This is a genomic window from Chryseobacterium bernardetii, assembly GCF_003815975.1.
Lineage (GTDB): Bacteria > Bacteroidota > Bacteroidia > Flavobacteriales > Weeksellaceae > Chryseobacterium > Chryseobacterium bernardetii.
Map to the genome: position 1 here is coordinate 4601773 of NZ_CP033932.1, position 20147 is coordinate 4621919.

At 36.6% G+C, this 20147-nt stretch carries 16 protein-coding genes; 4 read left to right on the forward strand and 12 right to left on the reverse strand.

From position 1 onward, the window contains the following. Positions 1–51: 51 nt before the first annotated feature. Positions 52–2037, forward strand: a complete 1986-nt coding sequence (gene mobC / locus EG339_RS21030; RefSeq protein WP_123871829.1) for a conjugal transfer protein MobC — start codon at positions 52–54, stop codon at positions 2035–2037. A gap of 116 nt (positions 2038–2153) precedes the next feature. Further along, a complete protein-coding gene (locus tag EG339_RS21035) occupies positions 2154–2996 on the forward strand; it encodes an ADP-ribosyltransferase-containing protein (protein WP_123871831.1) in 843 nt (280 codons plus the stop codon). A 50-nt stretch (positions 2997–3046) separates the two neighbouring features. Here the strand turns inward: EG339_RS21035 and EG339_RS21040 are convergent, their stop codons facing one another. The 12 genes from EG339_RS21040 to EG339_RS21095 form a co-directional block, all read right to left on the reverse strand. Continuing rightward, positions 3047–8380 carry an N-6 DNA methylase gene (locus tag EG339_RS21040; protein WP_123871833.1) on the reverse strand — a complete coding sequence of 1778 codons (5334 nt, stop codon included), beginning with the start codon at positions 8378–8380 and terminating at the stop codon, positions 3047–3049. After that, complete coding sequence (locus EG339_RS21045) at positions 8367–8804, reverse strand: DUF1896 domain-containing protein (RefSeq protein ID WP_123871835.1); 438 nt, start codon at positions 8802–8804, stop codon at positions 8367–8369. The genes EG339_RS21040 and EG339_RS21045 overlap by 14 nt, the downstream gene beginning before the upstream one ends. Before the next feature lie 175 nt (positions 8805–8979). Next, the gene (locus EG339_RS21050) at positions 8980–11064 is read right to left on the reverse strand and encodes a type IA DNA topoisomerase (protein WP_123871837.1); all 2085 of its coding nucleotides are present in this window, start codon (positions 11062–11064) and stop codon (positions 8980–8982) included. A gap of 11 nt (positions 11065–11075) precedes the next feature. Beyond that, on the reverse strand, positions 11076–12488 hold the full coding sequence (locus tag EG339_RS21055) for a DUF3945 domain-containing protein (RefSeq protein WP_123871839.1): 1413 nt from the start codon (positions 12486–12488) through the stop codon (positions 11076–11078). 72 nt (positions 12489–12560) lie between these two features. Beyond that, positions 12561–12860, reverse strand: coding sequence for a helix-turn-helix domain-containing protein (locus EG339_RS21060; RefSeq protein WP_076350974.1), 300 nt, complete (start codon positions 12858–12860; stop codon positions 12561–12563). Positions 12861–13177: 317 nt separating this feature from the next. After that, the gene (locus EG339_RS21065; RefSeq protein ID WP_076352060.1) at positions 13178–14020 is read right to left on the reverse strand and encodes an RteC domain-containing protein; all 843 of its coding nucleotides are present in this window, start codon (positions 14018–14020) and stop codon (positions 13178–13180) included. Between the two features lie 441 nt (positions 14021–14461). Continuing rightward, positions 14462–14665, reverse strand: a complete 204-nt coding sequence (locus tag EG339_RS21070; protein ID WP_076394191.1) for a hypothetical protein — start codon at positions 14663–14665, stop codon at positions 14462–14464. A 695-nt stretch (positions 14666–15360) separates the two neighbouring features. Beyond that, positions 15361–16395, reverse strand: a complete 1035-nt coding sequence (locus EG339_RS21075; protein WP_449384914.1) for an ISAon1 family transposase — start codon at positions 16393–16395, stop codon at positions 15361–15363. Then, positions 16329–16673 (reverse strand): ISAon1 family transposase N-terminal region protein, encoded by a 345-nt coding sequence (locus EG339_RS24585; RefSeq protein WP_123871140.1) that lies wholly within the window; start codon positions 16671–16673, stop codon positions 16329–16331. Before EG339_RS24585 ends, EG339_RS21075 begins: the two co-directional genes overlap by 67 nt. Positions 16674–16902: 229 nt before the next feature. Further along, complete coding sequence (locus tag EG339_RS21085; RefSeq protein WP_123871841.1) at positions 16903–17397, reverse strand: CinA family protein; 495 nt, start codon at positions 17395–17397, stop codon at positions 16903–16905. A 53-nt stretch (positions 17398–17450) separates the two neighbouring features. After that, the gene (locus tag EG339_RS21090) at positions 17451–17720 is read right to left on the reverse strand and encodes a hypothetical protein (RefSeq protein ID WP_052187039.1); all 270 of its coding nucleotides are present in this window, start codon (positions 17718–17720) and stop codon (positions 17451–17453) included. 508 nt (positions 17721–18228) lie between these two features. Further along, positions 18229–18789: a helix-turn-helix domain-containing protein gene (locus tag EG339_RS21095; protein WP_225718514.1), complete on the reverse strand. Its 561-nt coding sequence runs from the start codon at positions 18787–18789 to the stop codon at positions 18229–18231. A gap of 166 nt (positions 18790–18955) precedes the next feature. Here EG339_RS21095 and EG339_RS24675 point away from each other — a divergent pair, with 166 nt between their 5' ends. Further along, positions 18956–19087, forward strand: coding sequence for a hypothetical protein (locus tag EG339_RS24675; protein WP_262484585.1), 132 nt, complete (start codon positions 18956–18958; stop codon positions 19085–19087). After that, positions 19088–20116 (forward strand): glycoside hydrolase family 130 protein, encoded by a 1029-nt coding sequence (locus EG339_RS21100; protein ID WP_123871843.1) that lies wholly within the window; start codon positions 19088–19090, stop codon positions 20114–20116. The last annotated feature ends 31 nt before the right edge of the window (positions 20117–20147 follow it).

Genomic DNA, 20147 nt, shown 5'->3' on the forward strand with positions numbered 1-20147 from the left:
TTCCCAAATTTTCATCCGCAGAGATAATATCTATGGTGAAAATTTTCACTTATGCAAGAAGACGATTTGCGAGGATTAGCCAAAATTATGGCCTTTATGCGTGCAGTTAGTATCCTATTGGTACTTATGAATTTCTACTGGTTCTGTTATTCTTTTTTCTACGACCAGGGATGGACACTTGAGGTTCTGGAAAGGATATTAAAGAACTTTCAAAGGACAGCCGGCCTGTTCGACAATTCGCTATATAGTAAAGTATTTGCGTTGATCTTATTAGCGCTCAGTTGCCTTGGGACCAAAGGTGTAAAAAATGAAAAAATTAAATGGAAAAACATTTACATATACCTGATATCCGGTTCAGTTCTTTTTCTTTTAAATTTTCCACTCCTTAAAATTTCAAATCCTCTTTATATACTTACTACTTCAGCGGGATTTATCCTGCTGATGGTAGCTGGCTTATGGATGAGCAGGCTACTAAAAAACAGGTTAATGGACGACCCTTTCAACAACGAAAATGAAAGTTTCATGCAGGAAAGCCGTCTTATCGAAAATGAATACTCCGTTAATCTACCTACACAATTCTATTATCAAGGAAAATGGAACGATGGATGGATAAATGTTATTAATCCTTTCCGTGCTGCAATAGTCGCCGGTACTCCTGGATCAGGAAAAAGTTATGCTATTATAAACAATTATATCAAGCAGCACATTGAGAAAGGATTCTCTATGTATGTATTCGATTTCAAATTCGACGATCTTTCATTAATCGTATATAACCATTTGTTAAAACATTATGATAAGTATAACGTCAAACCACAGTTTTACGTCTTAAACTTTGATGATCCACGTCGCAGTCATCGATGTAATCCGTTAAGCCCCTCATTTTTGAGTGATATTTCCGATGCGTACGAATCTGCATATACGATAATGTTAAATTTAAACAGGACATGGATTCAGAAACAGGGAGATTTTTTTGTAGAATCACCCATCATTCTGCTCGCCTCCATTATTTGGTTCCTCAAGATATATCAAAACGGTATCTATTGTACGTTTCCCCATGCCATTGAACTTCTGAATAAGAAATACTCCGATCTATTTACGATTCTGACAAGCTATCCAGAACTTGAGAACTACTTAAGCCCTTTTTTGGATGCGTGGGAGGGTGGAGCGCAAGACCAGCTACAGGGTCAGATCGCATCCGCAAAAATACCATTATCAAGAATTATATCTCCAAAATTATATTGGGTAATGACCGGAGATGATTTTTCACTTGACATAAATAATCCAAATGAACCCAAGATCTTATGTGTTGGTAGTAACCCGGACAGGCAAACTATATATTCCGCTGCGCTAGGACTTTATAATTCAAGAATTGTTCGTCTAATAAATAAAAAAAAGCAGCTAAAGTGCTCCCTGATTATCGATGAGCTTCCCCAAATTTATTTTCGAGGCTTGGATAACTTGATTGCCTCCGCCAGAAGTAATTTAATATCCGTATGCTTGGGATTACAAGACTTTTCAATGTTAACGAGAGATTATGGCGATAAAGAATCTAAAGTAATCCAAAATATAGTAGGTAATATTTTCGCGGGACAAGTGGTTGGCGACACTGCAAAAACATTGTCAGAAAGGTTCGGGAAAATTGTACAAAAAAGACAATCCATCAGTATAAACAGAAATGATACCAGTTCTTCCATTTCCACACAGCTCGATAGTCTGATTCCTGCATCAAAGATTTCAACCTTATCACAGGGCATGTTCGTCGGAGCCGTAGCGGACAATTTTGGTGAAAAAATAGAACAAAAGATATTTCACGCCCAGATCATAGTCGATACAGAAAAGGTAGCTAATGAAACGAAAAATTATAAGCCTATTCCACAGATACGATCCTTTCTATCCGAATCTGGGGCAGATATTATGGAACAGGAAATTAACGAAAATTACCGGCAGATAAAATTGGATGTTTCGATTATAATTTCGAACGAATTGACGAGAATTGAAAATGATCCTGAACTGGCTCATTTAATCCGACAGGAATGATTTCAATACGATGAAGGATAACCCGAGAGCATAGGCTGAGAATGTACCCTCCTATCTCCCACTGATCATAACGAACCTACCATTTACTAATAGAAATTAAAAAAAATAAATTTAATATGGATTCAATCAAACCTAAACAATCTACAACTAAAATCTTATATCACGGAACCAACAGCGATTTTAATGAATTTTCACTAGAATATCTAGGCCAAAATACAGATAGAGACAATTGTCATCGGGGTATTCATTTAACGGAGGAAATTGGTATAGCACAACTTTTTGGTGAAAAAGTTTTTGAGTGTCAGGTTCACCTAAAAAAATGCCTGAATTTGGATGATGTCTTTGGCTGCACTGACCAAGCACCCGACATTGTTAATATTATATTTGAAGAGGATATTACCGATCCTAATGAAGCTTTGGAATTTATAGATGATAATATCGGATTAGGGGAATATATGGAATTTATGGAAGCCTTTAACTCACAAGATAACCTCAATATGTTTAAAGAACGTGGTTACGATCATATTATAGCTGGATTCGCCAGGGATAAAGTAGAATATTGCATTTTTGAACCTGCTGAAATTTCAATTCTTAATAAGGATTTTATTTCTCTTTTTCCAAAGAATGCGTACCTTTCCGTATTGCCAGCGAATTCCCGTCAGATTGAAAATATTTTAAAAGCTCTACAATCAACGAATGATCGGGAATTAAATATACTGTATAAGCAACTGTTTAAAAATATCAATAGTATTCCCAACAAAATAGACGGTTTTGAAATAGATAATATTAAAAAACTAAAGATACTGGCTGGGAAAGATAATACAGAAGGTTCTCTGTGCTATTCTATAAATAAGGGGAAACTATATCGAGAGTTGCCTGGTACGCTGGACGGAAAATCACCGGTTCTAAAGCTGTCTGCCGATAAAGTCAAAAAGAACGGCTTAGGAATCTCACGATAAACCATTAATTGTACAGCAATTCACATTTTTCTTCTAAAGGAACTTTAAAATTAGATCTTATGCTTATTGACTACTTTAGTATTTTCTATTTTGTTTTGTCCGTCTTCTGAATTAACAATTCTGTTTTTGCTTTCATCCAACGAAATCTGAATGTTACGCTCCACTGCTGCAAGTTCAGTCTTTAAACCAGCTAGATTCTTTTCCTTATTCCACTCACCATTTACAATATCATCCAGTATAGTTTTGTCCTTTTTTATGACTTCTATCTGTACATTTTCTTCGTCAATTAAACGTGGTATTTTTTTTAGGGCATTAAGAAAATTCAAGCTAGCCTTTTCAGGATCTGCAGCAATAATTCCATTGTTATGAGTGTATTTTATATTCCCCTCTCCACAGATATAAAAACGGTTATCCCTTTCCATTATATTCTCCTTTTCCCGAATCTCCGTTTTTACAAGAATACGAAAACCATAGAGAGAACCAATTTCTTCGTAATCACCGCCTGTTCGGGCGTTTGAAGCAATTTTATTAAGATATGAACCAATTTCGGTAATTCCTGCATTTTTTGCCAGCCCATTTAATTGTATAGGATTTAATAGAGTACCGTCAGAAGATTTAAGAATACGATTTTGAAGATTATCCCTATCAACTATAAATCTTTCCAACTTTGAAATTCGCCCTTCCAGCTCCTCTTGCAACAATCCAAGTTTGGAGCCTGCACTCCATTTAGACCGTAAAAAAGCATTTTTTTCATTTTCCATCGCCACAATCTTCTTTTCTACTTTTGCCTTTTCCAATAGATCAGTATTTCCTGAGAGTAAGGCAACATACTCCGAAAAGTTCATCCCGGAAACCTCATCCATCCCTCCCTCATCGATAGTACGCACACTTAGACTATTACTTTTTAACTGACCAACAAATCGCTGTTTGTTAGCAAGCGTATTAAACTTATAAGCATCAAGCGATTTTTCAACAGCATAAATAAAGACATCCACCGTATTATTGGCAAAGAATTTCGCGATTTCATTTCCTTTGCGGACAGCGCGGCCATTGCGCTGTTCAAGATCTGACGGTCGCCATGGAATATCCAAGTGATGTACTGCAACTGCTCTTTTCTGTGCATTAACACCAGTTCCGAGCATATCTGTAGAACCAAAAAGAACTCTTACCCTTCCATCATTCGCGGCCTTTATCAATTCATTACGTTGATCCTCCGTCTTGGCCTCCTGTATAAACCGAATTTGATCAACTGGAATATCATGATCCTGCATAAGCTTTCGCTTTATCTCGGAATAGATATTCCATTCACCAGGCTTGTAGGTTCCTAAATCTGAGAAAACGAACTGCGTACCTTTCTGAGCATTATACTTTCTGTAATATTTAGCTATGTTTGCGGCACATACAGAGGCTTTATTTCCAGCATCATCGGCATATTTAGATGAAATCAACCTCATATCCAGCGACATTTTTCTCGCGTAATCTGTAGCAATCAGCATTTTGGCTTTTTGTTCTGTCGGACTTAATGGTGGCCTTCCAAGCAATTCTGCATTTCCAGACTTAGCAAATTCCATCAATTTTTTGATGAAAATCTCCTGATCCGGAGTTGGCGGGATATTATACAATATCTCATTTTTTACAGGCCGGTCAATACCAATGTCTTCAGCAGTACGGTAATCGGTTATCTCTGCATAGAATTGTGCCAGCTCGGGTACTTTGATAAAATGACGGAATCTCTCTTTTTGCACAATATTATTTGCAACAGAAAATTCATAATCAATGGACTTTCGCGCAAATATCGCAGCCCAGGCATCGAAGCAATTAATACCCTGACGTTCCAATGCTTTTGGACGTAGATACTTAAAAAGACAGTATAACTCGGTCAGTGAATTGGAAATGGTCGTTCCCGAAAGAAAAGTTGCCCCTAAGTCCTTACCGCTTCTTTCCTGGATTGTTCTTATGGCAAAAAGAAGATTAAGTGCTTTTTGACTGCCTTGCGAATTGCCCAGACCGGCAACACGCTCATGTCTTGTATTGAACATAAGGTTCTTGAATTTATGGCTCTCGTCCACAAAAAGGTGATCGATCCCCATCATTTTGAAGTCCACAACATCATCTTTTCGGTTTTCTATATCATGTTCTAAGGTCTTTAGTTTAACATTCAGGTTTTTCTTACGGATTTCTACTCCTTTAAGCATAGCACCCGAAATATCTTTACCCTGACTTCTTAAGACTGAAAGATTTTGCTCCACGCCATCCTGTTCAGCCTGTAGAATATCCTTTTGAAGTTCTGACGACTGGGGGATCATCCCAAATTGATCATGCGTAAGAATAATGCAGTCCCAATCGTTATTCTTGATATCGCCAAAAATCTTAAGTCGCTTTTGTGGGGTAAAGTCCTTTTTTCCGGGATAAAGTATTTTTGCATGGGGATAAGCTTCCCGATAGGTCTTGGCAATATCATGCACATTTGCCTTTAATGCAATAATCATCGGTTTATGGACAAGCCCTAATCGTTTCATCTCCTGGGCCCCTGCACACATAATCAGCGTTTTGCCAGCTCCCACTTCATGATCACAAATTCCTCCGCCATTGGATTTTATCATCCAGATAGCATCTTTCTGGCTGTCATAGAGGTCCTCAATGTTCACCGCCCTCCGATCCAGTCCGGGAAATCTCTGATGGCTACCATCATATTGCGGTCGTACATAACAGTTAAATAATTCATTATACCGTTCTGTCAGTTCATTTTTGAACGCATCGTCCTGCTGATAGAGCCATTCTGTAAATTCGTGACGGATTTCATCTATCTTCGTATTGGCAACCTGAATAGTCTCCATATCCCGCACCTTCACAGCCGTACCATCAGCCAAATATTCTGTTTTTGTAATATCTGGGGTAGTATTAACAAGTGCATGTCGCAATAAATTCAAACCGTCAAAACTGCGGCTTTCGGATTTCACCGCATACTTTTCTGTGATCTTCAGATTGCTGGATTTTGCACTGACAGAATAGTCATCACTACTTTCAGAATAATGAATACTAATCGTTGTGTCAAAAAGATGGGTAGCAAAACGATTATAGATATCGGTTCCGATCCAGCGTTCTCCCAGATTAAAGTCAAGAGCCTCAAACTTAATAGGCTCAGGCCGTACCTTTTCAAGCGCTTCAAGACTTACTAGAGCTTCCTGATCATTAGGATTATCGACAATGTAAGCTTTTACTTGTTTTGCTTTTTCAACGACATCACCAGAAAGAAATTTTTGAGAGACTTCCTGCTCGCCACTTATCGGATTATAGTAAATACTTCCCTGTAGGCTTTCTCTTAATGCATCGGAAGACAGACCACTGATCTGTTCCATATACCTCATATCAACATTACCGGAGCGGTTCAAAGAAGCCGACAAAGCTTCTTGCGGAGAAGCCTCAGAGATTTTCATTCTTGCAAAACTAACCGGATGGTCAAAAATATCCGACTTATGGATTACACCTCCGACAACCCGTTCAAGTGAGGGAATTTCATTGCCCGAGGGATCCATTTTTATAACCTTAATATTTTCGGCAGCATTTAGATGACCATATTTTCTGACAAAATCATCATAGAGCTTATTCAGAAGTCCCCGATTGGTACTATCCTCTTCCTGATTTTTAGCTTCGTAATGATACAGGTCATTATAACAGTCCCTTACTTTTATATAGGCATCAATTCGTTTTCGCTGGATCTCGCTAAGCGCTATTGGTTTAAAACTATGATTTCCCTCGTGTGCATTTCGTTTGATCCTGCCAACATGTCCCCTATAATAAACTAGGGTATCCTCTCGATAGTAGCTTTTAACTTCAGCATCAAAAACCTGCGGTTCCAAACTACGCTGTTCCTCATTATCTTGAAATAAGGAAAGCATGGAAACTGCTTTAACGTGTTTGTTCCCGCCATCTTGCTTCTTATCTACGCTGGAAGGCTTTATTTTTACTGTAGTATTCTGTGACCGCACCTGTTCATCCAAATTCTCCGCGAACAGTGACAACTGTTCAGTCACCATGGGCTTATTTGGCGTATTGCTTCGCTTTTTCCTATTTGTTGGTGACTTTGTAGACTGAGCAACCTCATCTTCTGTAAAAAGGTTGAGCTGAACTGCATTTGATGTGGTCGTATCAAGTAGATTGTATGATAATTTATCTCTTACCGTAGAAGTTATTTTTTTCTCCGAACCACTGACATCTGATAATTTGGCTCTTTGAAATTTTCTGTACAAATCAGGATTAAAATAATTTTTAAAATCAGCTTCAAGCTTTTTCGCAAGATCTTCACCGATACCAGCCAGTCCGCCTTCATGTAGATATACTGTGCCGGGTTTACCATATTGATCGGTACCGACAACAGCTTTTGTATAAACAATGTGATTAGGATTATAGAAAAGTAGATTGCAGTTTTCTCCGCCCGGTTTGACTCCGCTTTTTATAAAATCTCTGGCCCTTTGGGACAATTCCCTGTTTTCAGTTCTTTTCTGTAAAATAAGGAGGTCCGTTCCAACTGATGTGCCAGCCTCATCAAATAGGTTATTTGGCAATCTTACCGCAGAAACCAAATGATGTTCTTTCATCAACACTTCCCGGATCGGTTGATTGGAGGGACTATCCATCACTCCCTGAGAGGTGATGAATGCCAAAATTCCTCCTTCTCGTAACTTATCTGTGGACTTTAAAAAAAAATAATTGTGAATTGCTGAAATAGAAGCTTTTCGGGCCAGATCCGTTCCTTTTGAATAAGAAAGATCAAACACAGAAGTTTTTCCAAATGGAATATTCCCAAGAATCACATCGTACTTACTATCTTCCTCTATACCTATATTTTCAAAACCTTCGACATTGACCTTAGACTGTGGGTACAATAATTTTAGGATCAAACCTGTGAGTGGATCTTGTTCATATACTGTAATTTCAAGATCACGAAGGTTTGAAAATGGTTTGATGAATGAACCTACACCCGCTGATGGTTCCAACAATGTCTGAATCTCTACATCATTATTAATTAAAACCTTTGAAATCGTTTCTGAAATGGGTACAGGGGTATAAAAGGCATCCAGAATTGATGCCTTTATTCCATCTATATATTGCTTATATGTTCTGTCATTCTCGCTGTTCTCCAATATCAGATCGTAGAGTGTCTTCGTTAACTCAAAAAGAGGTCGGTCAGCCACACTCCACTTCTCAATGTCATCAACAGACTCTGCTGGATTTAGGATAAATTTCAGTCCTCCAAATCCGGCATACAACGACATTTGTCTTAGCTCCTCCGAACTTCCTTCCCTTTTTTCTTTGTGCAACAGAAAAGCAATTTTCAGGGCATCAATATTCTGCTGGAGGTGCTGCCTCTTATTGAATGCCATTCTTTTCGATCCATATGGCGATGAAACCTGTCAGTTCCGTATATAGCAGGTCATAATCATTTGAATATGCAAAATCATCGCTTAGATCATACTTTGCAAAAACCTCTGCACAGATAGGAAGTATTTTTAATGCAAAGTCCCGATATTCAAAGTCAAAGAACAGATCTGTAAACTCATTGGTCAGGACATCAAATAGACTGTCGTATTTTGAAAAATGTAGACCTTCATACAAAATATAGTCGGCTATTTCATCACATTTGTGAACGCCATTGCCAGACCTGAATGCTCCTTCATACGCATTAGCTGCCCACCGCGCCCGTTGGCCGATAAATTTCGTATCCTCTAATTTCTCAGGAAAACTCGCTTCTATATGTTCCTGTAGCTTTAATTGGTAGTAGGAAAAATCCTTTTGCACTTTTTTCATGTGTCAATTGTTTACTTGTTAGGTAAACCTAGCCACAGAAGCCCTCGTAATGCAGTTTAGGGGGTATTCTAACCTAAGAAGTCCGTCATTTTCCTAATTGAAAAAATGAGTTAAAAAAAAAGAAGCCTGAAATCACCGGGGATCTCAGGCTTCACACCAAATCACATCATGAAAATTATCTGAACTTTCGTTTCTTTTTCTGCTCAAATTCAAAAGAAGTAGTACCGTCCTCCGATAACACAATATAGGCATCAAATGGCTTTCCACTGTGACCGACCATCTTGCGGATCAATGGTGTTCTTTTCTTGGTAAGCAAAGCTTCTACAATTTTATATGTTAATTGTATTCCGCACACCTTTCGAAAAAGTATCCATCCGCATTCATCACTACAGCATTTGATTACCTTTTCACGCAAATAGGCTTTACTACTACATTTTGGGCAGTATAGATCTTGAGGACCCGCTTCCGTAATTTTCTCGGTCAGGAGCTCCTTGGTAACCTCTTGTGTTAGCTTCTCAAGTTCAGCATGAAATTCCGTAGCAGACATTTCATTATTCTGTATCTTTTCAAATGCAAGTTCCCATTGCGCCGTCATAGCAACATCTGCTATCTTTTTATCCGCTACGATCTGATAAACAAGAAGGCCCTTCTCAGTAGGAATGATCGACTTCTTCTCCCGGCGGATATAATCCCTGTCGAAAAGCGTTTCAATAACCGAAGCACGGGTAGCTGGTGTACCTATTCCAATGGTTTTAAGTGCCTTTCTCTCCTCAATATCCGCAATGGTATTACCGGCATTTTCCATTGCTGATAAAAGTTCTGCTTCAGTATATAATGCAGGTGGCTTTGTTTTTTTGGAAAGAAGCGTCGCAGCGGTTACCTGTAAGAGATCGCCATTGTGGAGTTCCGGCAGGTCAAAAACATTGTCCTCCTCGTCTTCATTAAAATTTCCATTGATCAGCTTCCAGCCTGGGGAAGTAATCTTTATTGCTTTAATTGCAAAATTATAATGTAGGATTTCTAACGTTACCGAAGTAGTTTCCCTATGGCAGGCTGGTGAAATAGCTTCAAGAATTCGGCAGGCGATCATATCATACAGTGCATTTTCCTGCGCATTCAAAATACTAGGTATATTCTCCGTTATTAAAATTCCATGATGGTCAGTCACTTTCACATCATTGACGATATGTTTGTTATATCTCTCCCATTTAACTTTTTCAACCTTTTCTTTAAAAGCGTTGGAAGCCCCTAAAGCGACAATCAGATTTGGAATTTCGCTCCAGACATCTTCGGGAATGTACTTTGATCCCGTACGGGGGTAACTTATCAATTTCTTCTCATACAAGATCTGCGCTATTTCCAGTGTTTTTTCCGCGGAAAAACCCAGCTTCCTGTTGGCCTCTTTTTGTAAGCCTGTCAAATCAAAAAGTAATGGTGCCTGCAAGGAACCGGATTTCTTTTCAACATCCACAACAAGTACAGTTCCTGCACGCTCAATAGATCTTATTGCAGATTCTACTCTAGTTCGTTCTTCCCATTTATCAACCGATAAACTCTTGAAAATAATCCCCTCTTTTTGATGTTCCAGCTCAATCTGGAAATAGCTTTTTACTTCAAACGATTTATGATCTATATATCTTTTGCAGATAAGCGATAAAGTAGGTGTCTGAACACGTCCTAAAGAATATAAACCATCCCCTAAACTGATCGTAAGGGCTTGCGTGGCATTGATCCCTATCATCCAGTCAGACTGTGACCGCTCGCGTCCCGCATAATAAAGACCATCAAAATCAGCCCCGGACTTCAAATTGTTTAATCCGCTTATGATTGCTTTCTCTGTTAAACTACTGATCCAAAGCCTCTCAAATGATTTATGGCAGCCTAAATATTCATATATGTATCGGAAAATTACTTCACCCTCCCTACCTGCATCGGTAGCAACAATAATGCTGTCGCACTTTTCGAAAACTTCGCCAATTATTTCTAATTGCCGTTTTGAACCTTCATCGTAAACATAACCATTACCAGCCTTTACTTTTCTACAGGTAAGCATAAAATTTTCTGGTATGATAGGAAGGGATTCCCTGTTGAATCCCTTTATTCCATAGTCCGCAGGCATCGCCAGTCCTACAAGATGTCCATAAGCCCATGTGACCATAAAATCACCCCCCAAAAAATATCCATCTTTTCTTTCAGTCGCTCCTACAATTCGGGCTAGTTCATGTGCTACAGAAGGCTTTTCTGCTAAGATTGCTTTCATAATGGCTTACTTTAGTGAAGTTTCGGTCGTCTTGTAGGTGTCTTTCTTTCTTGCGCATCAGTCTTTGCAGTATTACGTGCGGCCTGTTTTGAATCATCTTTTTGCACCGGAGATTGTCGCTGTTTCTTCTCTTGATTTGTATCACCAAGGACTTGCTCCAGCTGATTTTCCAAATGAGGTTTCTGGAAGGAGAAGTCAACCTTTCCTTTTTGTTCATTGTAGAAGGCGTAACCTGAATATATTCTATTTTGATCCTTATTGACAAGATCTTCCAGATAAATAGCTTTACCCTCTTTTAGCTGATCCTGTTCTTTTTCGCTAAGCTGTCGATCTCTGAAGACGGGTGGAATTACCCTTGTAAGCTGTTGCTCAATATTTAGGGTTTCTTTATTGCCAGCAAATACAATTTTTCTGTCATCCGCACTGAACTGCAACGTTTGGCTGAACAGTTCCCCTGTTTTTGTATTTACCATACCATCAACAAGCACCGGCTTTCCTTCCATGAGTTCCTGTTTTTGTTCTTTACTTAACTTTACACCACCGAATTTATCATTGATTTTAATCCATTCAAGCGGATATGATACCGGCTCCTTTGTATATTTGTCCAAACTGATCAAGGACTTTACTGAAATACCCTGTGTATTCGTCAGTTCAGCCACCCGTCCCATATTTCCAGTTTTTATCAGGTTCTCCTTATCCTCTCTAGTAAATCTATGGCCATAAAAAGGATTTTCCAAAGGAGCTTTATGTCGTATACCATGCGTCAAAATAACAATCTTATTATCGACTTGTCTTAAAGAAAGGCGAGCATCACCTTTTAATGCCAGCCCTTCAAAATTTCCTTCAATCTTAAATATTGTATCTGATTTGTATCCTTTTAGCAATTTGTCCAATTGTCCATTTTTCTCTAACAGCTCCCTGTTCAAGCCAAATTTATGAGCTGTATTCCAGTCAATTTCATCTGCATTATAACGATACACATTTTTTGTATCATCTTTGGTTTTCCCTTGATTTACTTCTTGTTTCGTTTCCATATCCTGCTTTTTTTGTTTATTGTCATGTTTCACTTCCAATGCCTCCAGCAATTTATTTCCTTCTGGTGTTGGATTATCGAGCGCGGACTGTAGTCTTTTTGCAACTGCCTCCATATCAATGTCCGCAATTTTAAAGAACTTGTATCCTGTGGGATCGTTGAGCTTTCGCCAGAAATTAGAAAAGAAATTGCTGAAAATGTCATTTTTGTCTACGCGCATAAAATCCAGCAAATTCTTCTGCTTAGGTTCTCCTGTTTCCAGTTTCCCATCCTTATCTACTCCTTTTACTGCTTCAATCCTGTTCTTAACTTTGTCAAGAACCAATAGGATATCGGACAGCGGTTCTAACGCTTTGGCTACCTTTTCGTCAGTGATTGTTTGTTCGTTCATAATAAAAAAGTTTTAAGATTATCGAAAGTAGAATGGGAATTGTTGCAGTTTTATATCTATTCCGTTAGAAACCTATTTTTGCCTATATTTTCCGCCGTGATAGCTGTCTCTAATAAACTGTTGCACATCAGAACTCTTGTAATAAATTTTACCACTGATAGTGAAAAACTTTATTCTGCCGATTGTACGGTAACGCTGAAGACATCGGTAAGTGATCTTTAGCATTTGAAGCACGTCTTGATTATCGAGCAGTTCATCACCGTCGATACTCAATCTCTTTTTGTCGCGGATTTCAAGATCCCCTGCGAGTATATCAAATCGCTTCATGATACGATCCATCCACGCGAGGAATTCAACTCGATCTATATTCATAGCCTTTTACATTTGGTTTACATACCAAAATTGGCCTTGATTTTCCGCTAAATCGTACAAGGTACTACCAAGGATGTACCAAGAGAAATGAACTTTTTTTTCGTTATTTTTTTAATAGTGGCGCCAGTTTGCATTGGTATCCTATGACTAGTATATTGGTACATACTAAAAGTATGAACTGTCGAAGCCAGTTGTGTAAATTTCAGGTTAGTTATTCTACGAATGAATTCAGTATAACAGGACAGTATAAATTTCGGCAATAAAAAACAGGTCATCGATATGATTACCTGTCTTGTACAATAGATTTACTACCTACCTTAAAGTTCTCTATCCATATATTGTTCTAGAGAACTTTTTAAGAAAAGTAAATAGCTGGTTTTCTCTCCTGCCCTGAACTTCATCTGATGGAATGCATGATGAATATCCCCCAATTTGATTTCAAACACTTCCTCAAATAGTTTACTCATTTTTCGCAGGCCAGCTCTGCCATTAGACACACTACCTGCTGCATGTAGCGCATAAATCAGTTCAATTAACGCATTCTTGGAATCCGTCCAAGAAAAACTTCCATTTTCAGGCATAGGGGAACTACCGGTATTATTGGAGTCTTTCTGACTAATTTTCGATAAATAATAGGAAAAAAGCAAGTCCATCGCTATGATCTGAGCGACTTTATAATCATAATAGGTAGAAAAGTCAATATCAACTTCAAAGAAAAAACTGTCTACACCATCGAAGAAATTAATATTACCTAATCTAAAATATGAATTGTCTTTATCGCAGCGACCAGAACGATAATACCAGTAAAAATCCGAACTCTCCAGGTGCTTTTTATATTCTTTATTTAAAAGCTTGATCTGCTCGTTGTAATAAGCTTGTACCAAATCATAAAGTTCCGGGTTAATAACTTCCAAACGGACAAGCTTATTGTAGTAAATGAGTTTTCCTAAAATCTCGGGCTTGACAGTCTTAAAAAAGACTACTTCGTCGTCGGCTGTAGCAAAACCATTTTTTGCAATTTGGGTTTTAAGATCGCTTAATAATTGGCGAAGAAAAGAAACCATATGATAAGCTTCTTCAATGGTGCTTTTCGTACTTCGTTCTAGATTCTTCTCCTGTTGTTCGATTGATAATAGAATATTTTTATATAATTGTTTCATGGTTACTTTTTTAAAGTGAATAACCTCCACACAGTCGTTTTCCCTTTAAATTATATCTCTCCACGTTGAGATATAAAATTAAATATACAATATATTTTTTTTCTAATAATCAATAGTTTAGGCCAGTTATTATTCGCCGACACTAAATCAGAATTCGTACCAATATACTCATAATCTGCAATTGAATGAAATATGTTTGCTCATTAAAAAATTATTATTCTCCAATAAAACAAAGATTATTCTTTAAGATACTGTAAAAATTAAACCATTGAAATTTATTCCTTTTATCTAATATAAAATGAAACAAAAGATTTTTAATCAAAATTCTGGTTAGAATTAATGCATAAAAGAGACCACCATTTAAGTAATCTCTTCTATTGTACCCTAATCTAATCTGGGAATTTTTGTAATTAAATCTTTCCGTTCAAGAATTTAATAGCCTTACTTGTATTCTCTAGCGTACCATGCGAGATGAAAAATATCAGATGGATCATATTCAAATCCTTCATTTGGCTCGATTTCCATTGTTAATTTATTAAATGTAACCTTGTACTTTATAAAAAAGCCAATTGGTTGGAGGCAGTCCTCTTTAGCGTCGTTGATAGCCTTGATCGCATCGCTACTTGGTAATGTTATTTTAATCATATTGCTAAATTACATTTGCAGATATTTTTATTTTTACGGTTACCCGTAAGATTATAATTTTTATTAAAATTTGAATTTTGATGGTTTAGGTTTTAGATCGATCTGCCCTAAAAAATGTAAAGCTGTTTCGTCCAAGTGCTCCAATTCATACGGAGAAAAATTCCTTTTTTGATTAGGAAATCTTTAGACTAAATAGGATAAGAATTTCAATTCTATCTTTGTTGACAGCCAATTTGTTAAATTAGTGCTACTTCTCTAAAAATATAGCAAACATCCATATAAAAAGGACAAATATTTTATAAGTCAAAACTCTTGCAGATTAATTTTAAAATTATGAATAAAAAAGAAAGGCCAAATCAGTGCTGGCAAATAATCACACTAAAAATTTACCATTACAGATAAAAATAATTGGTTAGTAGGCGCGCGAAAGATTCGAACTACGAATTGAAATATTTTAAAATTACAATCTCATGAAGATAACTTAACAGGAATCAAACAAAAAGAACAAAATCATAAACACTTTATTTTCAACCACATAACTCTAAGATATTTTCAATATCGTTATAAAAATAGTTTGGATAGCCTACCAGCGAGTTCACAAACAGCTAAATGGCGCCAACTAAAGACAGTTAGCGCCATTTTTATTTTGCATAAGAATGAATAAATTTGTAAGGATCAAGTGCAAAAGTTGGGGGCTAGGCAAAAAGTTTAGCTAATCTGAAGATAAAAAAGGTTCTGTCTTTTACTCCTCTGAGCTGCATTCTGAAGTTTTTTATTTTCGCATTGAAAGATTCAGCAGCAGCATTGGTGCTTCTTTGATCAAAGTAGTTGAGAATATTTCTATAATGATTCATTATTGTTTTTCTTAAGGTAGAAAAAGATTTAAAATCTGCTTCTTCCACATTTCTAAACCAATGGGCCAGTTTAGTCATTGCTACAGATTTCGAAATATTCTGGTTATAAATTTTTCTAAGTCCATCAGTCAATTCATATGCCTGTTCCAGATCAGGATACTGGGTAAAAAGGATCGAAGCTCTTTGTTTCTGGGACAGAGTCCATTTCTCACGGCTTTTATATAGTAAATACCTGCTTCTTGCCAGGAGCTGTTTCCGGGTATCTCCGTTTGCAAAAACTTCTGTTTCAGCTGAGTGACTGTTAAAAGGATTGTTTTCCATTTCAATAGCCTCCCAGCGATGCCTGATCCTGATCTCCTGAAGGGCCTCTATGGACAGCTTCTGAACATGAAAACGATCAATAACCTGTACTGCATCAGGAAAGCAGCGTTGGGCAATACGCTTCATGGAACCCGCCATATCCAATGTAATTTCGTTTACCTTCATCCGAAGTTTTCTGCTGATCTTCAAAAGATGTGTGATGACAAAATCACTTTGGGTACCTTTTATCATAGCAACAATACTTCCTTTTCTCCCTTTTGCTTTTTTGGAGGTAAGAACGGTATAAAGTTCTCCATCAGATAATGCTACTTCGTCTAAAGATAAGGAGGCTGAGACATTTTCAGGGTAAATGATCCAGTCCTCTGCGTGCGGTTTTTGTTCCCAGCTATGATATTCGCTGAGCTTATTCTTGTATTGCCTCTGGAAGCTCTTGCCTTTGATCCCGAAAAATTCTGCTATAACTTTTAGGGGAAGAGCTTTAGTGTCTGCTAATTTTTTTTTAAGAAGCCTGCTAAATCCTTTGTCATGCGTGTGCCTTTCGCTACAAGCTGCCAGTCTCTCTGAAGGATCTCACCGGAGGATTTATCTGTCCATCTTCTTCTTTTCACATGGAGCTTTACGATTTTACCCCGTAATGGATAATCATCTACAATGATTTCAGGTAAAAAGCCCTTGGATTCAAATCTCCTTTCTTTAAATTCATGGGGAATACTGTTTCTTTCTTCAAAATAAATATGAAGTTCTGCATCATGAGTTTCTGCTTTGAGGATATCAAAGTGCTCTACTAAAAATTCCGGAAGTAATAATTTAAGAAGGTCGTGATCGCTTAACATGATGCAAAGATAAAACTACTTAACATTCCCCCCCCAACTTTTGAGACTGAGCCATTTGTAAATGTTGGATATAAATTATTCAAAAAATTTAGAATCTAATAATTTTTAAGCATAAAATCAAATAAAGGGTTGACAAAGAATTTTACAGAGTTGGAAACTCGTAGAGATTTACATAAATAAAAGCGAAAAATTAAAAATCTATACTTTTAAACTGATGGTAAATGGTAAGTTAAATTAATATTTGATTCAATGCACTTTTATAACACCCTAAAATAAATTCGGTATAATACAACTGTGCATCCAGTGCCTGGGTCTTATCATGAAGCTCTATGCGTTTGGAAAGTACAATCTCTCCTTTGTAACTGAATGAACAGAATGAATACACTTTAAATCCCGAATTTCTTACAGATCCAGCATATCCAGTAGAAGCAATTCCCCAATCTGTTCCAAATGATTCAGCGACCTTTACAGCCATTGTATCAGCCATTTTTTGGGTTTCAAAACCATTTTCCTTAACTTCGATTTGATTTATATCTAAAAATTGAACTTTTTCAGGTAATGTAAAAGTCGTTATTCCTCCTTTGTAAAACAGTTTTGCATTAGCCATTTGGGAAAAAGCCAGCTGTATTAATCCCGAGGTTACGCTTTCTGCTATAGAAACCGTTTCATTCATTGTAATGAGTGAAGTACTGATATAATCAAGTAAATTTTGCTGAAATTTCATGGGGCTATTATTTATGTTGATCAAAAAAACTTTTATGCTGCTGAAATCGATATTCAGATAACGTCATAATCATTCATGGTTGTAACAAAATAATGCTCAATCATTTCTCTGGCATTTCTACACATTGACAAAAGATCTTCTCTGGTCATATCTTCAAAAATAAAATCATCATGAACTTCAATAATAAACTCAGTCACTTTTTCGGTGTTCATCAGATCATAGGCCATTAAATCATTTAAATTATCTAATCTACATTCTTCCTTAAAAAAAGGAAGTTTCCGGGTAATGGAATTCTTAAACTGAAAAAGGTGTATTGTTTTCATGACTTATGATGTTAAAGTGATAATAAGAAAGTCTGTTTTGTATTTAAACATGTTGTTTACTCATAAATGTTCAAACAGTTTTATGGACTCAGTTGATGAAAATTTTTATATATCTATCAATTCCTATAATATGGACGAAAACGACAGAAACCATGGGTCTCCATCCTTGATTAATTAAACCCTTTCGAAAACATATCTACTATTTTATCGGGATTTAATATGCTCATTGTCAAAATTGAGAATCCTTAAGCCTACTAATTTTATATGTCGTATATTCGCTTTTTCACATCTTTCTTTATTACTACAATGTTTTCAAATACGGGAGAACAGCCTGTTGTTTGATAAATATTTTCAACTGTTCACTATATTTCCTATCTAAAATTGCACTATTTATAGTGATATAAGCTTTATGGATTTTGTGAATTCCTGATTATTATACTACAAAGATGGCCGTTTAAGTGTTATACTAAGCTATATATATCCGGTATAATTTTACATATATCACACATTATAAGTCTTCCAGATTTCCAAGACGTCTTTGTTTCAGCTGTTTATAAAATGAAGGGGAAAGTCCTGTAATTTTTTTAAACTGATTGGAGAGGTGGGCCACGCTGCTGTAATTGAGTTTATAAGAGATTTCTGTAAGATTAAGTTCATCATATAACAGTAGTTCTTTTACCTTTTCTACTTTATTAATAATAATAAAATGCTGGAGTGTCATTCCTTTCACTTCTGAAAAGGTATTAGCCAGATAGGTATAATCATAACCTAATTTTTCACTTACATAGTCTGAGAAATTTTCTTTTGGGAATTCATCTGAATAATGAATCATTTCTATCACTACATTCTTTATTTTCTCTATCAGGATACTTTTTTTATCATCTAATACTTCAAGTCCTGTTTTAAGCAAATTTTCTTTAAGGATCTGTCTTTGTTCTGAGCTAATATCATCCAATAATTCTACTGTCCCTAAATCAACGACAGCATTTTTAATGCCCAATCTTTCCAGTTCCTGATGGACAACCATTTTGCAGCGCAAACTTACCATATATTTTACATACAACTTCATCTCCCTTACTGTTTACATCCGTCAATTATTTCATTAACAGTCATTTATCCAAAGTTAGTGTATTAAATCGGAAATATCTATGATTTATACAACAAATTAAAAGACAATTGCAAAGCTTTCCTTTTTTAATGATTGAAATTTACAGGTAACAAAAAAATATTTCACAATGTCAAAAGAAAAAGACGGAAAAAAGAAATCAGATAAAACTCCACCCGCAAAATCTGCAAAAGAGAAACGGGAGGATAAAATGAGTAAACGAAGAGAAAGGGAACAAGAAGCCCGAAATACCGGCAACTAAATGGTATCCTTGAAAAAAGATGGAATTATACTCAGAAAAACAACATTAGACTTTGAGAGTGAAGGAGTTCTAAATCCTGCAGTCATTCAGGATAACGGAAAAATACATTTATTATACAGGGCTCTTGCCAGGAATAACTTATCGAGTATCGGATACTGTATATTATCGGATTATAAGACTCCTGAAATACGGCTCAGCAATCCGGTTATTATCCCTGAATTTGAATACGAAAAACATGGTGTTGAAGATCCAAGAATTGTCAAAATCGATCACTTATTTTACCTTACTTATACCAGTTATGACGGGGTAAATGCATTGGGTGCACTTGCCGTATCTAAGGATCTAATATCATGGCAAAAGCTAGGAATCATTGTGCCAAAAATTCCATACAAAAAGTTTAAGCTTTTAGCAGAATCTCAAGGTGAAATAGGAGAAAAGTACAGACGTTTCAACAAACTCCCGCATACTCATATAAAGGATAAAGAGGTCTTCCTTTGGGATAAAAATGTGATATTTTTTCCAAGAAGAATTAATGGTAAGCTTTATTTTCTACAGCGCATAAGGCCTGATATCCAAATTGTAAGGATAGAAAATATTGAAGATCTGAATCCTGATTTCTGGAAAGACTACTTCCTTCATTTTAAAGAACATATTGTATTATCTCCCAAATATGAGCATGAAGTAAGCTATATTGGCGGTGGATGCCCCCCTATAGAAACTGAACATGGATGGCTTTTAATCTACCATGGTGTACATGATACCATTGAAGGATATGTTTACAGCGCATGTGCTGCTTTACTAGACCTTGATACTCCTGAAAAAGAAATTTCAAGACTTCCTTATCCTCTTTTCAAGCCCGATGAAGAATGGGAACAGAAGGGAGAAGTGAACAATGTCTGCTTCCCTACCGGAGCCATCGTAGAAGGACATACACTCCATATTTACTATGGCGCTGCAGACAAAAGAATAGCTATTGCTTCTTTAAGCATCCCTGAATTACTGAAGGAATTACTACAGTACACATCATAATTGACTATTCTATACTGAATGTCAGATTTAA

What these genes read in the sequence shown, in the direction of transcription:
- mobC (WP_123871829.1), top strand. Translation starts at nt 52, where the DNA reads ATGCAAGAAGACGATTTGCGAGGATTAGCCAAAATTATGGCCTTTATG.
- EG339_RS21035 (WP_123871831.1), top strand. Translation starts at nt 2,154, where the DNA reads ATGGATTCAATCAAACCTAAACAATCTACAACTAAAATCTTATATCAC.
- EG339_RS21040 (WP_123871833.1), bottom strand. Translation starts at nt 8,380, where the DNA reads ATGGCATTCAATAAGAGGCAGCACCTCCAGCAGAATATTGATGCCCTG.
- EG339_RS21045 (WP_123871835.1), bottom strand. Translation starts at nt 8,804, where the DNA reads ATGAAAAAAGTGCAAAAGGATTTTTCCTACTACCAATTAAAGCTACAG.
- EG339_RS21050 (WP_123871837.1), bottom strand. Translation starts at nt 11,064, where the DNA reads ATGAAAGCAATCTTAGCAGAAAAGCCTTCTGTAGCACATGAACTAGCC.
- EG339_RS21055 (WP_123871839.1), bottom strand. Translation starts at nt 12,488, where the DNA reads ATGAACGAACAAACAATCACTGACGAAAAGGTAGCCAAAGCGTTAGAA.
- EG339_RS21060 (WP_076350974.1), bottom strand. Translation starts at nt 12,860, where the DNA reads ATGAATATAGATCGAGTTGAATTCCTCGCGTGGATGGATCGTATCATG.
- EG339_RS21065 (WP_076352060.1), bottom strand. Translation starts at nt 14,020, where the DNA reads ATGAAACAATTATATAAAAATATTCTATTATCAATCGAACAACAGGAG.
- EG339_RS21070 (WP_076394191.1), bottom strand. Translation starts at nt 14,665, where the DNA reads ATGATTAAAATAACATTACCAAGTAGCGATGCGATCAAGGCTATCAAC.
- EG339_RS24585 (WP_123871140.1), bottom strand. Translation starts at nt 16,673, where the DNA reads ATGTTAAGCGATCACGACCTTCTTAAATTATTACTTCCGGAATTTTTA.
- EG339_RS21085 (WP_123871841.1), bottom strand. Translation starts at nt 17,397, where the DNA reads ATGAAATTTCAGCAAAATTTACTTGATTATATCAGTACTTCACTCATT.
- EG339_RS21090 (WP_052187039.1), bottom strand. Translation starts at nt 17,720, where the DNA reads ATGAAAACAATACACCTTTTTCAGTTTAAGAATTCCATTACCCGGAAA.
- EG339_RS21095 (WP_225718514.1), bottom strand. Translation starts at nt 18,789, where the DNA reads ATGAAGTTGTATGTAAAATATATGGTAAGTTTGCGCTGCAAAATGGTT.
- EG339_RS24675 (WP_262484585.1), top strand. Translation starts at nt 18,956, where the DNA reads ATGTCAAAAGAAAAAGACGGAAAAAAGAAATCAGATAAAACTCCACCC.
- EG339_RS21100 (WP_123871843.1), top strand. Translation starts at nt 19,088, where the DNA reads ATGGTATCCTTGAAAAAAGATGGAATTATACTCAGAAAAACAACATTA.